Source organism: Erythrobacter sp. BLCC-B19 (assembly GCF_028621955.1).
GTDB lineage: Bacteria > Pseudomonadota > Alphaproteobacteria > Sphingomonadales > Sphingomonadaceae > Erythrobacter.
The window spans coordinates 1,077,811-1,099,063 of sequence record NZ_CP117516.1 but is presented as its reverse complement, the minus strand read 5'-3'; the positions used below and the strand labels follow the sequence as shown (position 1 = coordinate 1,099,063).

Here is a 21,253-nt window from a genome sequence, read left to right as displayed (position 1 = left end):
GGAGCGTCCGATGGCCGATTTCACCGAGGCGCTGACTGAAAAGCACATCGCCATGATCGCCGCCCAGCCGGTGTTCTTCGTGGCGACGGCGGCGGCGGAAGGGCGGATCAACCTCAGCCCCAAGGGCTATGACGCCTTCCGCGTGCTCTCGCCCACCCGGGTCGCCTATCTCGACCTTGGCGGATCGGGGAACGAGACTCACGCGCATCTCGCGGCAGCCCAAGCCGACGCAGGCCGGATCACGGTGATGTTCTGCAACTTCCAGCAGCCCGCGCTGATCCTGCGCATCTATGGTCGCGGGCAGGCGGTGCTGCCGCAGGACGCGGAGTGGGAGGCGCTCGCGGCGCATTTCACCCTGATGCCCGGCACCCGCCAGATCTTCGACATTGCCGTGGAGAGCGTGCAGTCCTCCTGCGGCTGGGGCGTGCCCTTCATGGCGCTGGAGGGCGAGCGCGAGACGCTCAAGAAGGCGCACCGCCAGTCCGATCCCGCGCAATGGGAGGCCAAGATGGCGACCCGCACCAGCAGCATCGACGGTCTGCCGACCCGCGCGACGGATCGCTACATCGCGGGCGAGTGACCCGCGCTTGCGCGAAAATCTTGCCCAAGTGTTAATCACCTGATTAAAAATTAGGCAGGTATTATCCCGCAGGTGCGAAGAAACGCGCTGATTCCATTGCGTCAGGCCTGTTACACAATCTTGGCACGCTTGTTGCTGTGACTCCCTCAGCCGGAACCGATCCGGTGCAACAGGGGCCACAGATGAAGTTCATCATCGCCATCATCAAACCGTTCAAGCTCGACACCGTGCGTGAAGCTTTGAGCGGTATCGGCATCGCCGGGATGACCGTGACCGAGGTCAAGGGCTTCGGACGCCAGAAGGGTCAGACCGAAATCTACCGCGGTGCAGAATACTCCACCAACATGCTTCCCAAGGTGAAGCTCGAGATCGCTGCCAGCGACGAAATCGCCGCGCAGGTGGTCGAAACCATCCAGCAGACCGCCAACACGGGCGCCATCGGCGACGGCAAGATCTTCGTGCTCGATCTCGCATCCGCCACCCGCATCCGCACCGGCGAGTCCGGCGAAACCGCGCTGTAAGGGGACCCAATCGATGAAGCGCATTCTCTCCACTTTTGCGACGGTCGCGACCGGGGCGGCATTCCTTGCTGCGCCGGCTTTCGCCGCGCCCGCGGCTGATGCCGCCGCCGCCGCCGCGCCTGCCGTGTTCACGCCCACCGCCGAGATGGTCAACAAGGGCGATGTCGCCTGGATGATGGTCTCGACCGCGCTGGTGCTGATGATGAGCGTTCCCGCCCTCGCGCTGTTCTACGGCGGCCTGGTGCGCGCCAAGAATATGCTGAGCGTGCTGATGCAGGTGCTGACCATCGTCTGCGTCGCGGCACTGGTGTGGTTCGGCTGGGGCTATTCGATGGCCTTCACCTCGACCGGCACGCCCTTCCCGTCGCTGTTCGGCGGGCTCGACAAGGCCTTCCTCAAGGGGGTCAGCGTCACCTCGCTCGCGGCGACCTTCTCGAACGGGGTCTACCTGCCCGAGCTCGTCTTCGTGATGTTCCAGATGACCTTCGCCTGCATCACGCCCGCGCTGATCGTCGGCGCTTTCGCGGAGCGCGTGAAGTTCACCCCGCTGATCATCTTCGTGGTCGCGTGGATGACGCTCGCCTATTTCCCGATCGCGCACATGGTGTGGTACTGGGCCGGCCCGGACTTCCTGCACACCGCGCCGACCGACACCGGTCTGCTGTGGGGCTGGGGCGCGCTCGACTTCGCTGGCGGCACCGTGGTGCACATCAATGCAGGCATCGCTGGCCTCATCGGCTGCATCGTGATCGGCCCGCGCATCGGCTACAAGAAGGAGCCCATGCCCCCGCACAGCCTGGTGATGACCATGATCGGCGCCAGCCTGCTGTGGATCGGCTGGTTCGGGTTCAACGCCGGCTCGGCGCTCGAATCCAACGCCTTCGCCGCGCTCGCCTTCATCAACACCTTCGTCGCCACTGCGGCAGCGGGTGCAGCCTGGGCGATCATCGAACAGATCACCCACAAGAAGCCGTCGCTGCTCGGCGGGGTCTCGGGTGTGGTGGCCGGCCTCGTGGCGATCACCCCGGCGGCAGGCTTTGCCCACCCCGGCACCGCGATCATCCTCGGCGCTGTGGCTTCGGTGGTCTGCTACTTCTTCGTCACCACGGTGAAGAACAAGCTCAACTACGACGACAGCCTTGATGTCTTCGGCATCCACGCCGTGGGCGGCATCGTCGGTGCGATCGGGACCGGCATCGTCGCCGACCCGGCGCTCGGCGGCCAGGGCTGGATCGACTACACCGCGCCGGTGGCGGTGGCTGGCGAATACGACCTCGTCGGCCAGGTGATCACCCAGTGCTGGGCGGTCGGCACCACGATCCTGTGGACCGGCGTCGTCTCGGCCGCGCTGTTCCTGATCCTCAAGGTCACCGTGGGCCTGCGCCCCGACGCCGAAGCCGAAACCAACGGCCTCGACATCTCCGAACACGGCGAGCGGGCTTACAACTAAGCCCCTTGCCACCAAGCTTGGCGGGGGGAGGCCTCTCTCTCCCTCTCCCCTCCCCCCGCCTCACCTTGTTCCTCCTGCGAACGAACAAACTGAATAAGGCCGGAGTGGCGATAAGCCCTCCGGCCCTTTTTTGTTTGATGCTTGTTTTGCGACCCCGCCTCCGCGGGGTCGTCCTCGGCGCGTTTCGTGCTCCGCACGAGCGCCTGCGGGCGCGCGGTCGCGCTTGCGGCCCGTCCGTTGGCGGGCCGGAACTGCGCTTTATGGCTCGCTGGGTCTCAGGACTTCTCAGCCTGCATCACGAAGTCGGCACACCTTTCGCCGATCATGATGCTCGGCGCGTTGGTGTTGCCGCTGACGAGCTTGGGCATGATGCTCGCATCGGCCACCCACAGGCCTTCGAGGCCGTTCAGCTTCAGCGTCGGATCGACCACGGCATCCCCGTCGCTCCCCATGCGGCAGGTGCCGACCGGGTGATAGACCGTGTCGGCCCGGCTGCGGATCAGAGCGTCGAGCGCGGCGTCATCATGCAGGTTGACCGGGTGGCGATCCTTTGGCCCGAAGGCCTGCAAGGGCGGCGCCTCGGCGATGCGGTGCGACAGGCGCACGCCTGCGCGCAAAACCGCCATGTCGCGCTCGTCGGCGAGGAAATTGGGATCGATCACCGGCGCTGCCGCCGCGTCCGCGCTGCCGAGGCGCACGGTTCCCCGGCTCTCGGGGCGAAGCACGCAGGCGTGGAGCGAGAAGCCGTGCCCCTTCACCTTCTCGCGCCCGTGATCTTCCAGCACCGCGGGGACGAAGTGCCACTGCACGTCCGGTGCGGGGCTATCGGGCATCACCGTCCAGAACCCGCCTGCCTCGGCATAGCAGGTGGTCATCACCCCGGTGCGCTTGCGACGGTGTTCGATCACGGCGGCGGCCATCCGCAGCGTGCCCTTGAGGGTGCTGCCGATCGGCACGTCGCTGGTCGTCTCCCAGCCGGAGACATAGTCGATATGGTCTTGCAGATTGCTGCCGACTCCTGCGCGGTCCACCACCACATCGATCCCATGAGCCTTGAGGTGATCGGCCGGGCCGATGCCTGACAGCATGAGGATCTGGGGCGAGTTGAACGCCCCTGCGGACAGGATGACACCGCGGCGGGCCATCAACGTCTCGCTCGCGCCGCCGCGCCGGATCTTCACGCCGGTAACGCGGCCACCCTCGATGACGAGCTTCTCGACCAGCGTGTCGGTGCGCACCGCGAAGTTCCCGGCATCGCGGATCGGCTCCACGTAAGCGCGCGCCGCCGACCAGCGTTCGCCCTTGTGCTGGGTGACCTGATAGAGCCCGAAGCCGTCCTGCCGCTCGCCATTGAAGTCGCTGTTGGTGCGCAGCTGGAGCGCGGCGGCGGCATCGACAAAGGCGTGAGAGGCAGGGTTGGCGTGCTTCTGATCCTCGACGAACAACGGCCCGCCCGCGCCGTGGAAATCATCACCCCCGCGCTCGTTCGCCTCGGCGCGGCGGAAGTAGGGGAGCACATCGTCATAGGCCCAGCCGGTGCAGCCCTCGGCCGCCCAGTTGTCGTAGTCCCAGCGGTTGCCGCGGATATAGACCATCGCATTGATCGCCGAGGAGCCGCCGAGCCCGCGCCCGCGCGGCTGGTAGCCGGTGCGGCCGTTCAGTCCCTTCTGCGGCACGGTCTCATAGCGGTAGTTCGACTTTTCGGGGATGAAGGGCATGAAGCCCGGCGTCTTGATGAAGACATTGTCGTTGCGGCCGCCCGCTTCGAGCAGGCACACCCGGCGGGTGCCGTCCACAGCCAGACGCCCGGCCACAGCGCTGCCCGCGCTGCCACCGCCGATGACGATGTAGTCGAAACTTTCCATGATCTCTCCCTTTGCGGGCGAGATTAGGCAGCTTCTGCGCTGCCTGCAATCGGGTTTCGATCCGCTACTGAAGTTGCGAGTGGCGCAACAGTGCCGACCCGCGCTTGCCACTTCGCCCGGATCATGTCCGAGGTCTCGCGGCTGCCGTCATGGCTCCAGCCGGGCTCGCGCAGGAGGTAGGACAGCTTGTGCTTCCACGGTGCACGCCAGATGTCGGTCAGCATCCCGATCCACTCGTGGAACACCGACCACAAGAGGTTGAAGCTGCCCAGTTGCTTGACGATCCCGTAGCGGATTGTCTCGTCGTCCACTTCCGGCGTGAAGGTGCCGAACATCTTGTCCCAGACGATGAACACGCCTGCGTAATTGGTGTCGAGATAACGCGGGTTGGTCGCGTGGTGGACACGGTGGTGCGAGGGTGTGTTCATCACCGCCTCGAACCAGCGCGGCATCCGCTTGATCGCCTCGGTGTGGATCCAGAACTGGTAGATGAGGTTGAACCCGCCGCAGATCGCGATCATCGCCGGGTGGAAGCCCAGCAGCACCAGCGGCACCGCGAAAAGGAAGCCGAAGGTGAACATCCCCGTCCACGTCTGCCTGAGGGCGGTGGAGAGGTTGTAGTGCTGGCTCGAATGGTGGTTCACATGTGACGCCCACATCCAGCGGATGCGGTGCCCGGCGCGGTGGACCCAGTAATATTTGAGATCGTCGAGCACGAAGCAAACGGGCCACGCCCACCACACCGCCCACCATTGGGGGCCGAAATCGAAGATGCGGTATTCGTAGGCGGCAAGTAACACCGTGAGCGCGAACCCGCCCAGCAGCGCGCCCGCCACAGTCGAGCCGAGCCCGAAGGCGAGGCTGACGAGCGTGTCCTTGGGCTCGTAGGCCTCGGGCGCGCGCAGCTTGGCCCAGATCATCTCGGCCAGCACCGCCAGCACGAACAGCGGCACGGCATATTGGGTGGGGTTGAAGTCAGGCATCCTGCGGCATCTTTACCCGATTGATCGCATCGGCCCAAGCCTGCGCATCGGGGATGTCGCAGAACACCGTGCCGAAGCGCGCTTCGCCGGGATCGACTTCGAGCGCGGCCTCGCCGCGATCCTGCCACAACCGCGCGCTGGCCGCGGGGCCGAGCACGCGTCCGGCAAAGCGGTTGCCATGGCGCTTGATCACCATGATCCGTCCTTGCGCATCGCGGGCGAGCGCTGCCTTGCCGTCATGGGCGGTCGCAACCGGAGCGAAGCCATCCTCGACCTCGCCCGCCGCGCGGCGCACGGCGGCGTCGCTGTCCAGCGCAGGGTTGCCGCCAAGCTTCATCCACCACGCCAGCCCCGCCAGCGCGAGGATCGCGACGAGCGAGCCGGCGGTCTGAATCAGAAGTTCCACCGCAGCAGAGGCCTCAGCGCTGGCTGAGCATATCGATCAGGCTGCGAATCGGGCTGACGTCATAGCCTGCCTGCGCTGCGGTGCGGGCGATGGTGTCGGGGTTTTCACCCTGCTTGGCGCTCGCCAGCGCCCACAGCAGGGTCGAGCGGGTGCCCGAACGGCAATAGGCGAGAATCGGCCCCTCGGCCTGTTCCATCGCCGCGATCATCGCGTCGACCTGTGGTTCGGAGAAACCCGAATGACCGATCGGAATCGCCACATAGTTGAGGCCGGCGGCAGCCGCGGCAGCGGCAATATCCTCACCCTGCGGTGCGGAAGGCTCCTCGCCGTCGGGGCGGTTGTTGACGATTGTCGCCACGCCCAATGCTGCGGCGGCGGGGATATCCTCCAGCGCAAGTTGCGGGCTCACCATCACATTTTCGTTGAGGCGGCGGAAATCGCTCATCGGTCTGTCCTGCTTTTCTGCGGTGTCGTTGGCTGATGTCATGCCCAAAGCTTGTGGCAGGCACAAGCTTGCCCATGCCGCTACGGCGAAGGGGCGCAGGCCGCCCGGTAATTTCGTTCGCAAAGCAAGCTTTTGTGCGCTATACCTGACCCGACGTGCGCACCGGACATCAAGCTCGGCGCGTCTGTGTCCGGTGCGGCTTACTGTCCACGGCATCGGCGCAATGGAGAGCGGGCAGTGTGGCAAGGTACGTACTGATCTATGGGTTACGATAGGGGACGCCGGCGCGGACGCGATAAGCGCGACGGTTTCGGCGAAGATGGCTTCGATCCGTTTGGCGGCGGGAATGACGGTTTTCCGCCCCCCCGCGACTTTGGAAGCGACCGTTTCGGTGGGGGTGACCGTTTCGGCGGCGGCGGAGATCGCTACGGCGGCGGTGGCGGTGGTGACCGCTACGGCGGCGGCGGTGGCGGACCGCGCGGCGGTGGCGGCGGCTTCGGCGGCGGCCCGCGTGGCCCGGGCGGCGGCGGCGGTGGCGGCGGCGGCGGTTTCAGCCGTATGCCGGCCCAGATCGTCGGCACCGGCAAGGGCACCGTGAAGTTCTTCAACAGCCAGAAGGGTTTCGGCTTCATCCAGCAGGATGGCGGCGGGGAAGATGTGTTCGTGCACATCTCCGCGGTCGAGCGTGCCGGCCTCGAAGGCCTCGCCGAAGGGCAGGAGCTCCAGTACAACCTCGTGGATCGCGGCGGCAAGGTGTCGGCGCAGGATCTGCAGGTCGTGGGTGACGTGATCGCCGTGGCGGCAAAGCCTGCCGCACCGCAGCGCGAGCTGACCGGTGAGCGCGCCAAGGGCACGGTCAAGTTCTTCAACGCGATGAAGGGCTTCGGCTTCCTCGTGCGCGATGATGGCCAGCCGGACGCCTTTGTCCACATCAGCGCGGTCGAGCGTTCGGGCCTCTCTGCCATCAATGAAGGCGAGCGCTACGAATTCGATCTCGAAGTCGATCGACGCGGGAAGTACTCCGCCGTCAATCTGGCACCGATCGAAGGCTGACCCAGCCGCAAGCCGCTCCCCGCGGTTTGACCGGGGGGAAGCGGAAGATTAAACGGTAAAGCAGGTGGCGGCTCTGGTTCAGGGCCGCCATTTGCGTTTCATTTTCCCCAAAACGCTTTGCATTCAGGAAACAGCATCATGTCGATTACTCCGCTCATGCCCGTCTATCCGCGTTGCGGTGTCCGGCCGGTGCGCGGCGAGCACTGCCACCTGATCGACGAGGACGGCACCCGCTACCTCGATTTCGCCAGCGGCATCGCGGTCAACCTGCTCGGCCATTCGCACGAAGGGCTGATCTCCGCGATCCAGCAGCAGGCGGCGACGCTGATGCACGTCTCCAACCTCTACGGCAGCCCGCAGGGCGAACGCCTCGCGCAGATGCTGGTCGACAGCACCTTTGGCGACACGGTGTTCTTCACCAATTCTGGCGCCGAGGCGGTCGAATGCGCGATCAAGGCCGCGCGCGCCTATCACCAGAACGCGGGCGACGAAGGCGATGCCGGGCGGTTCGAGATCATCACCTTCCACAACGCCTTCCACGGGCGGACGATGGCGACCATCTCCGCCTCGAACCAGACCAAGATGCACCACGGCTTTTCGCCGCTGCTCGAAGGGTTCAAATATGCGCCGTTCGACGATCTGGAAGCCGCCAAGGCGCTGATCGGGCCGAAGACGGCGGGGATTCTGGTCGAACCGATCCAGGGCGAGGGCGGCATCCGTCCCGCCTCGCAGGAATTCATGGCAGGCCTGCGCGCGCTGTGTGACGAGCATGGCCTGATGCTGATTCTCGACGAAGTGCAGTGCGGCGTGGCGCGCACCGGCAAGCTCTATGCCTACGAGCACTACGGGATCGAGCCGGACATCATGGCGACCGCCAAGGGCATTGGTGGTGGCTTCCCCTTGGGCGCCTGCATCGCCACCGAAAAGGCCGCACGCGGCATGACTTTCGGCACCCACGGATCGACCTATGGCGGCAACCCGCTCGCCATGGCGGCGGGGACGGCGGTGATGGAGGCTGTCGCCAACGACGAGTTCCTCAACAGCGTCGCCGAAAAGGGCGAGCGCCTGCGCGCGCGGCTGGAGCAGTTCATCGGCAACTACCCCGAGCTGTTCGAGCTGGTGCGCGGCAAGGGGCTGATGCTCGGCCTCAAGATGAAGATGGAGAGCCGCCCGTTCTACGTCCACCTGCGCGACCATCACCAGCTGCTGACCGTGGCCGCGGGTGACAACACCATCCGTGTCATCCCGCCGCTGGTGATCGGCGATGCGGAAATGGACGAGTTCATGGACAAGCTGTCGGCCGGCGCGGCCAGCTTCAAGGTGCCTGAACCGGCATGACCTACCGGCATTTCCTCAACCTCGGCGACGCCGGGGGCGATGCGATCGCGGCGATGATCAATGATGCCATTGATCGCAAGGCTGCGCGTGCCGATCTGCCCAAGGGTGCGAGCGATGCCGACGCGCCGCTCGCGGGCAAGGTGCTGGCGCTGGTGTTCGAGAAGAACTCGACCCGCACCCGCGTCAGCTTCGACATCGCCATGCGGCAGCTGGGCGGTTCTGTGCTGATCCTCGATTCGGGCTCAAGCCAGCTCGGGCGAGGGGAGAGCATTGCCGACACCGCGCGGGTGCTCAGCCGGATGGTCGATGGCATCATGCTGCGCACCGACGATCACGCCAAGATCGAGGAAATGGCGGCCCATGCCAGCGTGCCGGTGATCAATGGCCTCACCGATATGTCGCACCCCTGCCAGATCGTCGCCGATCTGCTCACCGTGATCGAGCATGGCAAGGCGCTGCCGGGGCTTGAGGTCGCGTGGTTCGGGGACGGCAACAATGTGCTGCACTCGATCCTTGAGGCTGCGGGGCTGATGAAGTTCAACGTCCGCGTGGCAACGCCTGCGGGCTACGAGCCCGATCCGGCCTTCGTCGAACTCGCCCGCGCGGGCGGGGCGACAGTCACGCTGACGCAAGATGCTGTTGCCGCCGCCCGCGGGGCCGATGTGATCGTCACCGACACCTGGATCTCGATGGGTCAGGCCCATGCCGAGGAAAAGCTCGCCGCTATGGCGCCCTATCAGGTCAATGCCGACCTGATGGCGCTGGCCAAGCCTGATGCGGTGTTCCTCCACTGCCTGCCCGCCCATGTCGGCGAGGAAGTGACCGCGGACGTGTTCGAGAGCGCGCAATCCGTGGTGTTCGACGAGGCCGAAAACCGCATCCACGCGCAGAAATCGGTGCTGCTGTGGGCCTTCGGGATGCTCGGGCACTAACAGGGGGTTTCGCCGCGCGCCATGCGTCCCCATATGGCGGCGCATGACTGACACGACCGCCACCGCCGAGACCTTCTCCGACACCCTGCTGGGTTTCACCCTGCCCGGCCGCAATGCGCGCGGGCGCATCGTGCGGATGGAGGGGGTGCTCGAAGAGGTGCTCTCGGCGCATGATTACCCCGCGCCGATCACCCATCTGCTCAGCGAGGCGCTGGTGCTGGGCGCACTGATGGGTGGGCTGCTCAAGGGCGAACACGCGCAGATGACCCTGCAGGCGCAGACCCAGGGCGGGATCGTCAAGCTGCTGGTGTGCGATTACCGGGCGGGTGCGGTGCGCGGCTATGCCGATTTCGACGGCGAGCGTCTCGCCACGCTCGGCGCGAACCCGAGCCTTACGGCGCTGTTCGGCGAGGGCTATCTTGCGATCACCTTCGAGACCGAGGGCCGCCAGCGCTATCAGGGGATCGTCCCGCTCGAAGGCGACAGCCTGTCGCAGGCCTGCGAGAGCTATTTCAGCCAGTCCGAACAGATCCCGACCCTGATCCGCGTGGCCAGCCGCGCAGGGCGCGGCGGCCGCATGGCGGCGGGGCTGCTGGTGCAGCACCTGCCCGATGGCGAGGAAGGGCGCGAGCGGCTGCACGTCCGGCTCGACCATCCCGATTGGGAGCACGTCGCCGTGATCGCTGGCACGATCAGCCACGACGAATTGCTCGACCCTGCGCTCTCGATGGAGGCGATCGCCTGGCGGCTGTTCCATGAGGAAGAGGAAGTGCGCGTCCAGCCGGGCGCGGGCCTTTCGCGCGGGTGCCGGTGTTCGGCGGCGCATTACGAGACGATCATCGCCCGCTTCCCGCCCGACGAACAGGCCGCGATGCGCAGCGAGGACGGCATCATCGCGGTCGACTGCGCATTCTGCTCGAAGACCTTCGCTCTGGCGATCTGACCGTTCGTCGAAAAGGCTCCACAAAGGGCCAATATATGCAATTCCCCGCAGGCAGATTGTGGCATGAGGACAGGCATGACTGATCGAACCGACAGCAGGAAACGCGCGCTGGCCCTGGGAGCGATCCTGAGCGGGGCAGCGCTGTGGTTCGCCGTGCCGGTGCTGGCACAGGGGAACGGGCTCGCCATGCTCGGCACGCTGACCAAGGGCGAATGGACCATCAAGCAGCGCGGCAGCGCGCCCGATCGGAAGGTCTGCCTCAAATCAGGGGCGGAGCTGATCCAGCTGATGCACCGTGAAAGCGGGTGCAGCCAGTTTGTCGTCGAGGATGGCGCGGCGCGGGTTACGGTGCAGTACACCTGTCCCGGCAATGGCTATGGCCGCACCAGTATCCGCCGCGAGACGGGCACGCTCGTGCAGCTTGAAAGCCAGGGCATTCACAGCGGAATGCCGTTCCAGATGACCGCCGAGGCGCGCCGCACCGGAGCGTGCTGAGGGATCGGACGCCGGATTGCGTTTGACCGCGCCCGTGGTAGGGCCGCGCCATGAGTGATCTGGAACAGACCAAGCCGCTCGCCGTCGTGCTGCTGTCCGGCGGGCTGGATTCGATGGTGACGGCTGCACTCGCGCAGGAAGCGGGGTTTGCGGTTCATGGCCTGACGGTCGACTATGGTCAGCGGCACCGTCTGGAGCTGGAGTCCGCCCATCGCATCGCCGCGAAGTTGGGGCTGGTGCGGCACACGCAGATCGCGCTCGATCTGCGCGCCTTTGGCGGCTCGGCTTTGACCGACGCGATCGACGTGCCCAAGGGCGGTGTCGGCGAGGATATCCCGGTCACCTATGTCCCGGCGCGCAATCTGGTGTTTCTGGCGCTGACCACTGCCTGTGCCGAGGCGGCGGGTGCGCGCGATGTGTTCATCGGGGTCAATGCGCTCGACTATTCGGGCTACCCCGATTGCCGCCCGGAATTCATCGCCAGCTTTGCCGAGACGGCGCGGCTCGGCACCAAGGCGGGGGTGGAGGGTGCGCCGTTCACGATCCATGCGCCGCTGCAACACATGACCAAGGCCGACATTGCCCGCGAATGTGCCCGGCTCGGCCTTGACCCGGCGTGGAGCTGGTCGTGTTACGACCCGACGCCGGAGGGGCTCGCCTGCGGGCTGTGCGATTCCTGCCGCCTGCGGAAAAAGGGTTTTGCCGAGGCCGGGATTGTCGATAGCACAGGCTATAACGTCTGACCGGTCGGTGGCTGGTCTCGGGTACGCATACGGGATAGGGGATCGGTTTTGAGCGAGGATACCACGGCGGCGCCTGACCGCAGCGAAGCGCCTGCGTCCGCTTACAGCTGGTATGTGCTGGGCGTGCTGGTTGTGGTCTACATCCTCAACTTCATCGACCGGCAGATTCTCGCGATCCTCGCGGTGGACATCAAGCGCGATCTCGGACTGACCGACGGCGATCTGGGCTTTCTCGGGGGCGCGGCTTTCGCGGTGTTCTACGCGCTGTTCGGTGTGCCGCTCGGGCGGCTGGCGGATCGCTGGCACCGGGTGCGACTGCTGACCATCGGCTTGTTGCTGTGGTCGACGATGACCGCTCTGTCGGGCTTCGCGCGGAATTTCGCGACGCTGTCGCTGGCGCGTATGGGGGTGGGTGTTGGTGAGGCGACCGCCAGCCCGACCGCCTATTCGCTGATCTCGGACTATTTCCCCTCCCGGCAGCGCGCGACCGCGCTCGCGGTCTATTCATCCGGGCTCTACATCGGCGGCGGGGTGTCGCTGCTGATCGGCGCCAACATCTCGAAATGGTGGGATGCGGCCTATCCGGGCGGCGGGATCGGCGGGTTGGTGGGCTGGCAGGCGGCCTTCGTCGCCGTGGGCTTGCCGGGGGTGCTGATGGCCTTGTGGGTCGCATCGCTGCGCGAGCCCGTCCGCCAGCCCGATGCCGCGACGGGTGAGCGCCACCCCTTGCTCGACTTTTTCGTCGATCTGTCGATGCTGCTGCCGCCGTTCACCCTGGTTCACGCAGCCACGCGGGGGGCGAAGGCAGTCGTGGTCAATCTGGTCATGGCCGCGGCGATGACGGGGTTTGCGCTGGTGATGATCCAGCTCACCAAGAACCCGCAGCAATGGGGGGCGATCGCCTTTGGCTATTATGCCGTGTTCTCGTGGGCATCGACCTTGCGCCACCGCGATCCGGCGACATTCCAGCTGATCTGGGGCACGCCGGCGTTCATCTGCACCGCGCTGGGCTATGGGCTGGTGTCGCTGGGTGCCTATGCGCTGGCGTTCTGGTCGGCGCCCTATGCCGAGACCGTGCTGAAACTGCCCAAGAGCGAACTTGCCTTCGTACTTGGCGGTTGCGGGGCGGCTTCAGGCTTCCTCGGCGTGATTCTGGGCGGACGAATGTCCGATTGGCTGCGCACGCGCAATCCTTCGGGCCGGATCCTGGTCGTGATGTTCGGGATTCTTGCGCCCATCATTCCGATCTGGATCGGCTTCACCACCGACAGCGCCTTGCTGTTCTATGTGATGAATTTCCTCGCCGGGATGTTCGCGGCGACCGCGCTGGGTGCAGCGGCGGCGACGACGCAGGATCTTGTCCTGCCGCGAATGCGCGGGACGGCGACGGCGTCGTTCTTCCTCGCAACGACCTTGGTCGGGCTGGGGCTCGGGCCGTTCATGGTCGGGACGATCTCGGACCTGAGCGGGAGCCTGCGGATCGGGGTGCTGTCGCTGATCGGGGTGGCCCCGATCTCGCTGGTGCTACTGATCTACGCCTACCGCACACTGCCCAAGGCCGAAGCGACCATCGTGGAGCGGGCGCAGGCTGCATCCGGGCAATTGGCCGAATCGGTCTTCTCGTAAGCCGACTGACCTGATCTGAAGGCTGCCCGTTGCATCGTCACAGGGCGAGGGCATGCAGCAAGGCCTGCGCGATCCAGCCCGCACACGTGCCGCGGCCTTGGAGCTGCGCCCTTACTCCTTGCGGGCGCTGATTGGGCGTTCGCGCGTATCTCGGTTTGATGCGCGCTGGCAAGTTCGCTTGCTCAGCTGATCTGTCCGGCAAAGGCTAGCCGACATGACCGGGGGCTGGGCCACGCGACCGGAGCCTGATGGAATCAGCGAGATAGCTTGCGGGCAAAGAAAAAGGGGCCGGATCGCTCCGGCCCCTCTTCTTGTTCCGTCGGAACGGTGACTTACATGCCCGAACCCGGACCGTAGGTCACTTCCACGCGGCGGTTCTGCGCTTCGCGGACACCGTCGGCGGTCGGCACCTTCGGCTTGGTTTCGCCGAAAGCCTGGCCGGTGATGCGCGAGGCAGGAATGCCACGGCCGCTGAGGTAGGCGCTGACAGCCGCGTTACGACGCTCGGCGAGGCCGATGTTGTACTTCGGCGTACCGGCGCGGTCGGTGTGACCAGCCAGCATCACGCTCGCCGTGCCGCAGTTGGCATAGGCGCTGACGGCGCTGTTGAGGATGTTCGCAGCCGCCGGAGTGATGTCCGACTTATCGAAGTCGAAGAACACGATGTACGGGCCAGTGTTGCACGGCACCTTCGGCGGAGCCGGGGGCGGCGGCGGAGGCGGCGGAGGCGGCGGGGGCGGCGGGGGCGGCGGCGGGGGCACAGCCACCGGTGCAGCCACAGGCTCTTCACCACCGAAGTTGTAGGTGATGGTGCCGAGCAGCGAGTGGGTGCTCAGCTTGGTTTCGAGCGAACGACCCAGCGGATCGATCAGGCCCACATCCGGCACGTTGAAGTAGCGATACTTCAGGCCGACATCCCACGAGTCGCTCAGCGGAGCGCGGACGCCCGCAAGCAGTTGCCAGGCAAGGCCGGTGTCCGAATCGTTCCAAACGCCCGGGCCGTTGGCGTTCACGCGGCCGTCCATGTCGACGCGCGCCACACCGATACCGCCGCCAGCGAAGGCCTGCAGGCCATCGTCGGAGCCGAAATCGAACAGGCCGTTGAGCATGAAGCTCAGGGCGTTCACTTCACCCAGCGCTTCGCGGGTGCCGGTGAAGGTCGAGATGCCGCCCGGGACGTTCGCGCCCGAGTTCAGCGCCAGACCCTGGTTGCCAGCCTGCACGTCCTGCAGGTCAGTCGCACGGTAGCTGGCTTCCGCTTCGAGGCGGAAAGCGCCGAAGTCGTAGCCGACGATGCCGCCGAAGTCGTAGCCGGTTTCATAGTTGGCAACCGCGTTATCCGGCGCGCCGTTCACATCCAGGCTCTGGTCTTCGACGATCATCACGCCGCCATCACCCTCGATGTACCACTGGCCTTCACGGGCCGCGGCAGGCGAGGTCAGCGCGGTCGAGGCCATCGCCATACCAATGACGAGTTTGCGCATTCTAGAATTCCCCTTTGTATTGGACTTGAGGCACCACGTGTCTCTATCTTTTCCCCATCCTAGAGGCAAGCAATCAATGCCCTCTTGGTGTTGCAAGAATGTCGCGATGCAGCACCTGTGGAAAAAAATTCAACGCCAAAAGGCGCGAGAATCAGCCATTCGGCGGTGTCAGGTGTTCGGCGAATCCAGTATTCCGAGCGTGATCAGCGCGTCGATCAACGCTGCCAGAGCGGCCCGTGCCGCGGTGTCGACCACAAGACCGCCAGTGGGTGCGGCGGGTGCGGCGGCATATCGCCATTCGGATCGGAACACCAAGGTGTGGTCGGCGGCCCTGTCGAACAGCTGCATCCCCTCAACCGGGCTGACGAAATGCCAGTCCCCGCCGATCAAAACGGCGATCTCATCCTCGTGGTCGACCCATGCGCCGCTTGCCGGCGCCAGGACCCGAAAGCACTCGCCATCGCCGACGGTCGCGGGTGGGGCTGGCAGCGATGCGGTGACAGCTTGCGGATGAAGCGCATCAAGCAGGCACAGCGCCTGATTGACGAAGAATTCCTTCTGCGCCTGACCTGCAATCAGCAACGGCAAGCGAATGACGGGTGTTGAGCTGGGGAAGGTAATCGGATCGGACACGCGCAGTCTCCCGTTGGATCACATCAAGGTTGCAAGAAGCAGCGCTTCGGAATGGTCGTAAGTGCCAACCTGCCTGACCCAGAGCGCGCCTGGGCCATAAAGGGTGACCAGATTGCTGCGTTCGGCTGCGCTGAGCAGAAGCGAGGGCTCATCCTGATCCCACACCACATGGGGTGCCCCGGTCGGGCCAAAGCCGGCGCGGTAGGCTTCGCGTTCTTCGACCAATGGCACCTCGACGCTGTCTTCCCACCGCCATTGCCCGCGCGCGCGGCGCGTCCAGGAAAGCAGCAGCGTTCCGTCGGCACGCATCCTGGCTTGCGGATGCACGGGGCAGGGCGGTCGGCGGGACAGGCCTGCATTGGCGAGGCTGGCGACGACCGTATCAGCATCGCCGGTGCCGATCGCAGCGATCTGCGAAGTGGCAAGCGGCGGTACCAGCAGCGGATCAAGCGGCACCAACGCATCATCGATGAGCACCACGGAGGTCAGCGCCCGATGCCCGCGGAGCGCTTCGGCTTCGGTTCCCCCTCGCCCGCGCAGGAGACCGGAGAGTCGCCAGCCACCGCCGCCGAGCGGCTCTGCGCGCAGGAACTGCACCAGTTCTCCGCCGATCAGCAACCGGTTGGCCCCGGCGGCAATCCCCGCAAGATCGGTTCCGGCAAGGTCGAGATCGTCGGCGACCAAGCTGATGGTGGCACTTGCCTGAGGCTCAAGCAGAAGTCCGGAGGATGGCGCCAGCGGCGCGGCAAGCGCCCCGAGAACCGCGCGCTGCGTTCCGGATGTTCCAAGATCGATCAGGCTGCTGCCCTGCACGGCAAACAGTGCTGCGCCGCGCCATGCACTGTTCGCGGCTGATGCGGCTGCGAAAATCAGCGGATTGGCGGGATTGCTGTTGCTGTCGGGCGGAAGTTCCAGTGCCGCGAGGTGTGTCGGGGGGATGACCAGATCCATTGGCGGCAGATTTTCCCCCGGATCGCTCTGTCGCGGCGCAATTCCGGTCGGCGCTAGCCTTTCCAGCTCCAGGGCAATGCCGCGATCAAGCCACTCCCAGCTCTTCAGCAGCCACAGGCCGGGGGCATCGGGGAGCCGGACGATGCTGCCGGGCGCAATGCGCGGATCAAGTTCGGCGATGTGCCAGGTGACCGTTTCGTGCTGCCAGCGCGCCCGGTTGGCGCTGGCGTTTGCGAGCTGGCGCGCGCCGCTGGCAATCATCGTGGCAGGCAGATCGATCATGACTTCGCGCCCGGCTTCGCGCGCCCCGGCGGCACGCTGAACACCGGTCTGGTAGTCCCGCTCCTCATCGTAATAGCGCAGTGCGGCCGGTGTCCGGGCAGGCGCGCTGGCGCGTTGCCTGGTGCGGGCCTCATCATTGCCCCAGCCGGCGGTGGCAAGCTGCTGCGGCAAGGTCATGACATCGGCGTCGCTTTCCGCGCGCGGGGCAATCGCGAGCCCTTCGCTCCCCGAAAGGCATACCAGCGGCACCACCTGATCGATCGCCGCAAGCGTCGAGGCGAGCGGCCCTCCCTCGTCGGCAAAGCCGCGTGTGTGCGCCAGCGAAAAAGCGCGGGTCAGTGTCGCCGCCGAGGGGACAAGCCCTGCAAGCGACACGCTTTCCTCGCCGCCGTCGGCGAATATCTCGAAGCTCAGCGCAGGGATCCGGTTGCCGTAGTCGCCCAGTTCGAGATTCTCGAAGACGACATAGGCACAGTCGCGAAAGGCGGGCGCGGTGTTGCCCTTGGCGGCCGCGATCAGCGGATCGACCGGGTCATCACCAAAGCCGCGATAGACGCGCAAGGTGCCGCCAACCTTCAGGTCGCCCTGCACGCCGCGCAGCAGATTGCCGTCCGCCCAGATCCGTCCAAGACGGGCAATCGGCGTACTGGAAAGGGCAACGGCGAAAGACGCGGAATAGGAATAGACCGTGGTCGAAGGCTGGCCTTTGCGGCCCTTTTCCTTGCGCTTGCTTTCGATCAGGTCGGTCGACCAGATGATCGATCCGCCGACACGCATCTTCCCGAACTGGCGGGGGATCGGCTGGCCATAGCTCGATGTGGTGATGGTCAGGTCCCGCATACGCGGGCCTTCGCGGCCCCCGGGCGCGAACAGGCGCGTGTCGACCTGCTGACCGACCAGTGCACCCAGCGCGCCGCCAATCGGGCCACCGATCGCGGTGCCGATCGCAGTGAGAAGCAGAGTTGCCATTGCCTTAGCCTTCCCTTCGATTGGCCAAACGCCACTGCGACACAACCTGCCAGGCCACATCGCGCGGCTGGATCACGACCCGCCTGAGTCCGGCATGGGCGTGCACGACCCTTGCGGGGTCGACGGCAATGACAAGGTGATGCTGGCTGTGAGGAAGCGCGATCAGCAGCACATCGCCCGCCCGGATCGGCCCATCGGCTGGCACCAGACCTGACGGGAGCGCCAGCGGCAGCCACTGGCCGATACTCAGATTGCGCAGGCCATAGCCGCTAGGCGCCACCGGTTCCGCGCCCGTTGCAGCGAGGGCCGCTGCGACCAGACCGACGCAATCCAGTCCGGTCGCGGGATCGCGTCCATGCAGGCGAAACGGGCAGCCGACCAGCGCGAGTGCAGCCTCGGCCAAAGCCGGGACGGGCCCGGTCATGGCTGGCCATAACGGGCAAGAAGGTCATTGCCCGGAAGAAACGGCTCCCCGCGGAAATTCGTCGCATTGCCGAACCGGGAAGAGCAGGTGCCCAGCGTGTGATCGCAGCCTTCGCGCAGCTGCGCTCGGGTGCCCGGCAGCGTACCTGCGACCAATGGCCTGTCGAGCACCAGCCACCCATCCTGCGCGTCGATGATCCCGAAGGCCAATCCCGTTTGCGGCCCCGCCATGAAGCGCATCCTGCCATCGACATGGGCCTCGCTATCGAGTCCTGCGAAGCGAACCCGGTTGGCGTCGAGATCGATTGCGGCAAGCGCCTGAACCGAGGAGAACCGCGCCGCCGAGAGCCCACAGCCGTGGCCGCAGAACTCGGCACGGCAGGTCGGGCTGGTGCGCGGCACCAAGTCCTGTTCGAGCAGGCTCTTGTTCGACTTGAGCTCGGCGACGAATTGCGACTGGTCGTCCTCGATCCGGCCGATCTGGCCGGTGTAGAGCGTATGGTGCCCAAGATCGCTCCAGTCGACCGCCCCGATCTCGATGGCGGCCTCGTCGAAAAGTCCGGCCGCCAGATCAACGGCTCGGATCGAGGCGTGGTTGAGCGCCCCCTGCACCTCGGCACTGTCATTCGCGAGTTCGGCGGTAAGGCGGATCGCGGCGGGGACCATGCCGGGGGCCGCCATGTGCCGGATGCCGCCGAAGGTCAGATCACGGTCGTGGCTGGTGAAGGCGAGCGCGACGCCGTCACGGCGATAGATGCGCCAGAAGGTTGCGACCGTATCGAGCTCGCGGTCGAAGAAAACGCGCATCAGGCGGTCTCCCTGATCTCGATGAGCGGCACGGAAGGTGCCTCGCCAGCGGCAAAGCTGACTGCCGAAATGTCGAGGCGATCCTCGGCAAAGCGCACCGGCACATCGAAGCGGAAACCCGCGCGCACCTCGGCACCTGCGGGGGGCGGAGAGGCAAATCGCAGCACGCCCTTGTCGCCCAGCGTCCAGCCGGTGCTGGCCGCGCCGCCGACGCTGACCACAAGCGTTTCGGCCCGCGGGCGCGTGATCGGTCGCACTTGTGGCTCGGCCCCGCCATAGGCCTTGGACAGCTGGAAGTCCGCGCGAAGTCCGTCCCCGATGCCGAGCAACTGGTCGAGCATGGTCGGCGCGCCGGTCATGCCGTTCGAACTGTTATCGAAGGGGTCGGCGATCCGGAAGCCCCGCGCAGGCCCGCGCCGGGCGCGGAAGAAGGCGATCAGTTCGGACAATTCTCCCTCCGACCGGATGCCCGGGCCGACATCGAAGTGCAGCCTTGCGTCCGACCACAGCGAATTGCGCCTCTCGTGCCCCGAGGCCGTGACCGCGATCGAGGTCGAGAATTCCGGCGCGACCGAGGCGCTGCGCCCCAGGGCAAAGGGGTAAAGCACGTCGTCGAAGGGATCCATGGCTTGCTCCGGGGGAGAGGCGAGGCGGGTGTAGCCATCGCGATTGACCTGCGGCAGCGCCCAGACATAGCGGCGCGTGATGCCGCGCGTGGCGGCTTCATCGATCCCGGCGTCGATGCGCGTCCAGAACGGCTCGGCATCGGCCGGGTCGAACACGAAGCCGGCGAGATAGTCTTGATCTGCAAGGGCATAGCCGAGCCGCGCGTTCACCAGTTCATAGGCCGCGCGCCGCGCAGCATCGGCTCCTGCGGTGAGCCAGTCGTAATCTTCCAGCTGCAACCGGTCGAAGGCGGGCGCGGCCCATCCTGTCGGCAGATTGGCGCGGTAAAGCTCGGGCGTGGCGGGGTTGAGGATCGTCGGGGTGAAGGCCAGCAGCAGCACTTCGGACGGCCCCTGCGCCGCCGCGCGCACCGCGGCGGTCAGCGCGGCAGTCGATTGCGCCAGCAACACACCTGCCGCATCGAGCAGCGCGGTGGCGGCGGCGTTCTGGGGCGCTGCGATGTCGGCGATAACCGGCGGGTTGCCTCCGAATGCAGCCTTGGCGGCATCGTCGTAGAGGCAGATCTCGCGCGCCGGTGTGACCCACCACCACGGCTCGCCGATCTGGAAGCGCACCGGCTGGCCGCTCGCCCGCAGCAGCCCGACGAAGCCTTTCGCCACGTCCGCCAGCCACCCCATCGCCTGCGGATTGGCAGGCGACAGCAGCGAGGAGGGCGGCACCCATCCGGTCAGCGCGGGCGCACCACTGGCGGTGCGTTGCTTCCAGCTTTCCGGGCAATAGGCGTCGAACAATTCGTAGGAGAGCGAGGCGATCACCTCGAACCCGCTCTCCTTGGCAAGCGCGAGGAAGCTGGTGTGCCAGGCGGCGGCAGGGGCGCACAGGGCACCGTCCGCTGCCGCTTTCAGCGATCCGTCCGGCTGGCGCGCGAGCCGCATGAAGTGGCTCATCCCGACATAGTGGACAAGATCCTCGCGGTAGCCGAGCCCGATGACCGCGCGCAGCAGCCGGGCCGGGGTCTGGTTGTAGGCATCGTCATAGGCGGTCGCCATGCGCTCGCCATGCGGGGGGACGAGCACATCGCCCAGCTCCAGCATCGCCCCTGCCCCGTCGGCGAGGATATCGGACAGAGTGACCGATCCCTCGAACCGTGCGGGCAGGGGCGCAGTGCTGCCCGCGACGAAGCCGGGAGCGACCAGCGAGATGAACATCCGGTCGATATCGGCGGGATGGATCGGCTCGCCCGGCAAGCCGTAACCGCTCTCCAGCGCCGAGAACGGCAGCTTAATGCGCGCATCGGTCGGCGAGCCTTCGGCATAGTTCCAGAGGCGCACATACCAGGTGCGGGCCAAGCCTGCCGCGTCGCGCCCTTCGATCGTCAGCGTCGGGCCATTGGGCTGGTCGAGCGCAATCACGCCGTCCGACTGCCAGCGAAAGCTCAGGATCGTGTGGGAATAGTCGCGGTCGTTGGCATAGGCGAGCAGCGGGTGATCGAGCGTGTCGGCGCTGTCCCAGATCAGCCCCACGAGCTCGCCCGCATGGTGCAGTTCGACATCGATCCGCAGGCTGTCCGGCCCGGTCGTCACGACGCTGGCCATGGCAGGGCGCGGGAAGTTGACGGTCCAGAAGCGCGGATCGAAGCGCTGGATGAAGGTGCTTTCCTGCGCCCGGCGTTCGCGGGCGAGCCAGAATGCCATGGG

General features: G+C 66.2%; 20 protein-coding genes. 10 read left to right on the top strand and 10 right to left on the bottom strand.

The window, feature by feature from the left end:
- Positions 1-10: 10 nt before the first annotated feature.
- The 3 genes from PS060_RS05005 to PS060_RS04995 all read left to right on the top strand — a co-directional run bounded on the left by PS060_RS05005 (position 11) and on the right by PS060_RS04995 (position 2,551).
- Positions 11-580, top strand: a complete 570-nt coding sequence (locus PS060_RS05005; RefSeq protein ID WP_273985922.1) for a pyridoxamine 5'-phosphate oxidase family protein — start codon at positions 11-13, stop codon at positions 578-580.
- A gap of 182 nt (positions 581-762) precedes the next feature.
- On the top strand, positions 763-1,101 hold the full coding sequence (locus PS060_RS05000) for a P-II family nitrogen regulator (RefSeq protein ID WP_066531788.1): 339 nt from the start codon (positions 763-765) through the stop codon (positions 1,099-1,101).
- A 13-nt stretch (positions 1,102-1,114) separates the two neighbouring features.
- On the top strand, positions 1,115-2,551 hold the full coding sequence (locus tag PS060_RS04995) for an ammonium transporter (RefSeq protein ID WP_273985920.1): 1,437 nt from the start codon (positions 1,115-1,117) through the stop codon (positions 2,549-2,551).
- A gap of 275 nt (positions 2,552-2,826) precedes the next feature.
- Here the strand turns inward: PS060_RS04995 and PS060_RS04990 are convergent, their stop codons facing one another.
- Genes PS060_RS04990 through PS060_RS04975 form a run of 4 tightly spaced genes read right to left on the bottom strand, consistent with a single transcriptional unit; the run spans position 2,827 to position 6,250 of the window.
- Positions 2,827-4,416 carry a GMC family oxidoreductase gene (locus PS060_RS04990; protein ID WP_273985919.1) on the bottom strand — a complete coding sequence of 530 codons (1,590 nt, stop codon included), beginning with the start codon at positions 4,414-4,416 and terminating at the stop codon, positions 2,827-2,829.
- Between the two features lie 23 nt (positions 4,417-4,439).
- Positions 4,440-5,399, bottom strand: a complete 960-nt coding sequence (locus PS060_RS04985; protein ID WP_273985918.1) for a sterol desaturase family protein — start codon at positions 5,397-5,399, stop codon at positions 4,440-4,442.
- Positions 5,392-5,805: a hypothetical protein gene (locus tag PS060_RS04980; protein ID WP_273985916.1), complete on the bottom strand. Its 414-nt coding sequence runs from the start codon at positions 5,803-5,805 to the stop codon at positions 5,392-5,394. The genes PS060_RS04985 and PS060_RS04980 overlap by 8 nt, the downstream gene beginning before the upstream one ends.
- 13 nt (positions 5,806-5,818) lie before the next feature.
- The gene (locus PS060_RS04975) at positions 5,819-6,250 is read right to left on the bottom strand and encodes a TIGR01244 family sulfur transferase (RefSeq protein ID WP_273986846.1); all 432 of its coding nucleotides are present in this window, start codon (positions 6,248-6,250) and stop codon (positions 5,819-5,821) included.
- A gap of 261 nt (positions 6,251-6,511) precedes the next feature.
- Between PS060_RS04975 and PS060_RS04970 the strand changes: the two genes are divergently transcribed.
- The 7 genes from PS060_RS04970 to PS060_RS04940 all read left to right on the top strand — a co-directional run bounded on the left by PS060_RS04970 (position 6,512) and on the right by PS060_RS04940 (position 13,380).
- Positions 6,512-7,303 (top strand): cold-shock protein, encoded by a 792-nt coding sequence (locus tag PS060_RS04970; protein ID WP_273985915.1) that lies wholly within the window; start codon positions 6,512-6,514, stop codon positions 7,301-7,303.
- Between the two features lie 138 nt (positions 7,304-7,441).
- A complete protein-coding gene (locus PS060_RS04965) occupies positions 7,442-8,641 on the top strand; it encodes an aspartate aminotransferase family protein (RefSeq protein ID WP_273985914.1) in 1,200 nt (399 codons plus the stop codon).
- The gene (gene argF / locus PS060_RS04960; protein WP_273985913.1) at positions 8,638-9,573 is read left to right on the top strand and encodes an ornithine carbamoyltransferase; all 936 of its coding nucleotides are present in this window, start codon (positions 8,638-8,640) and stop codon (positions 9,571-9,573) included. The genes PS060_RS04965 and argF overlap by 4 nt, the downstream gene beginning before the upstream one ends.
- Positions 9,574-9,616: 43 nt before the next feature.
- Positions 9,617-10,516, top strand: a complete 900-nt coding sequence (gene hslO / locus PS060_RS04955) for an Hsp33 family molecular chaperone HslO (RefSeq protein ID WP_273985912.1) — start codon at positions 9,617-9,619, stop codon at positions 10,514-10,516.
- Between the two features lie 75 nt (positions 10,517-10,591).
- On the top strand, positions 10,592-11,011 hold the full coding sequence (locus tag PS060_RS04950) for a DUF3617 domain-containing protein (RefSeq protein WP_273985911.1): 420 nt from the start codon (positions 10,592-10,594) through the stop codon (positions 11,009-11,011).
- Positions 11,012-11,061: 50 nt separating this feature from the next.
- Complete coding sequence (queC, locus tag PS060_RS04945; protein ID WP_273985910.1) at positions 11,062-11,754, top strand: 7-cyano-7-deazaguanine synthase QueC; 693 nt, start codon at positions 11,062-11,064, stop codon at positions 11,752-11,754.
- Positions 11,755-11,802: 48 nt separating this feature from the next.
- Positions 11,803-13,380, top strand: a complete 1,578-nt coding sequence (locus PS060_RS04940; RefSeq protein WP_273985909.1) for a spinster family MFS transporter — start codon at positions 11,803-11,805, stop codon at positions 13,378-13,380.
- A 332-nt stretch (positions 13,381-13,712) separates the two neighbouring features.
- On the opposite strand, the gene PS060_RS04935 is transcribed toward PS060_RS04940, so the two are convergent.
- The 6 genes from PS060_RS04935 to PS060_RS04910 form a co-directional block, all read right to left on the bottom strand.
- A complete protein-coding gene (locus tag PS060_RS04935) occupies positions 13,713-14,864 on the bottom strand; it encodes an OmpA family protein (RefSeq protein WP_273985908.1) in 1,152 nt (383 codons plus the stop codon).
- 168 nt (positions 14,865-15,032) lie between these two features.
- Entirely contained in the window at positions 15,033-15,497 is a 465-nt protein-coding gene (locus PS060_RS04930) for a DUF2793 domain-containing protein (RefSeq protein ID WP_273985907.1), read from the bottom strand.
- 18 nt (positions 15,498-15,515) lie between these two features.
- Entirely contained in the window at positions 15,516-17,699 is a 2,184-nt protein-coding gene (locus PS060_RS04925) for a phage tail protein (RefSeq protein ID WP_273985906.1), read from the bottom strand.
- Positions 17,700-17,703: 4 nt separating this feature from the next.
- Positions 17,704-18,123, bottom strand: coding sequence for a hypothetical protein (locus PS060_RS04920; protein WP_273985905.1), 420 nt, complete (start codon positions 18,121-18,123; stop codon positions 17,704-17,706).
- Positions 18,120-18,929, bottom strand: a complete 810-nt coding sequence (locus tag PS060_RS04915) for a DUF2163 domain-containing protein (protein ID WP_273985904.1) — start codon at positions 18,927-18,929, stop codon at positions 18,120-18,122. The genes PS060_RS04920 and PS060_RS04915 overlap by 4 nt, the downstream gene beginning before the upstream one ends.
- Positions 18,929-21,250: a DUF2460 domain-containing protein gene (locus tag PS060_RS04910; protein ID WP_273985902.1), complete on the bottom strand. Its 2,322-nt coding sequence runs from the start codon at positions 21,248-21,250 to the stop codon at positions 18,929-18,931. Before PS060_RS04910 ends, PS060_RS04915 begins: the two co-directional genes overlap by 1 nt.
- Between the last annotated feature and the right edge of the window lie 3 nt (positions 21,251-21,253).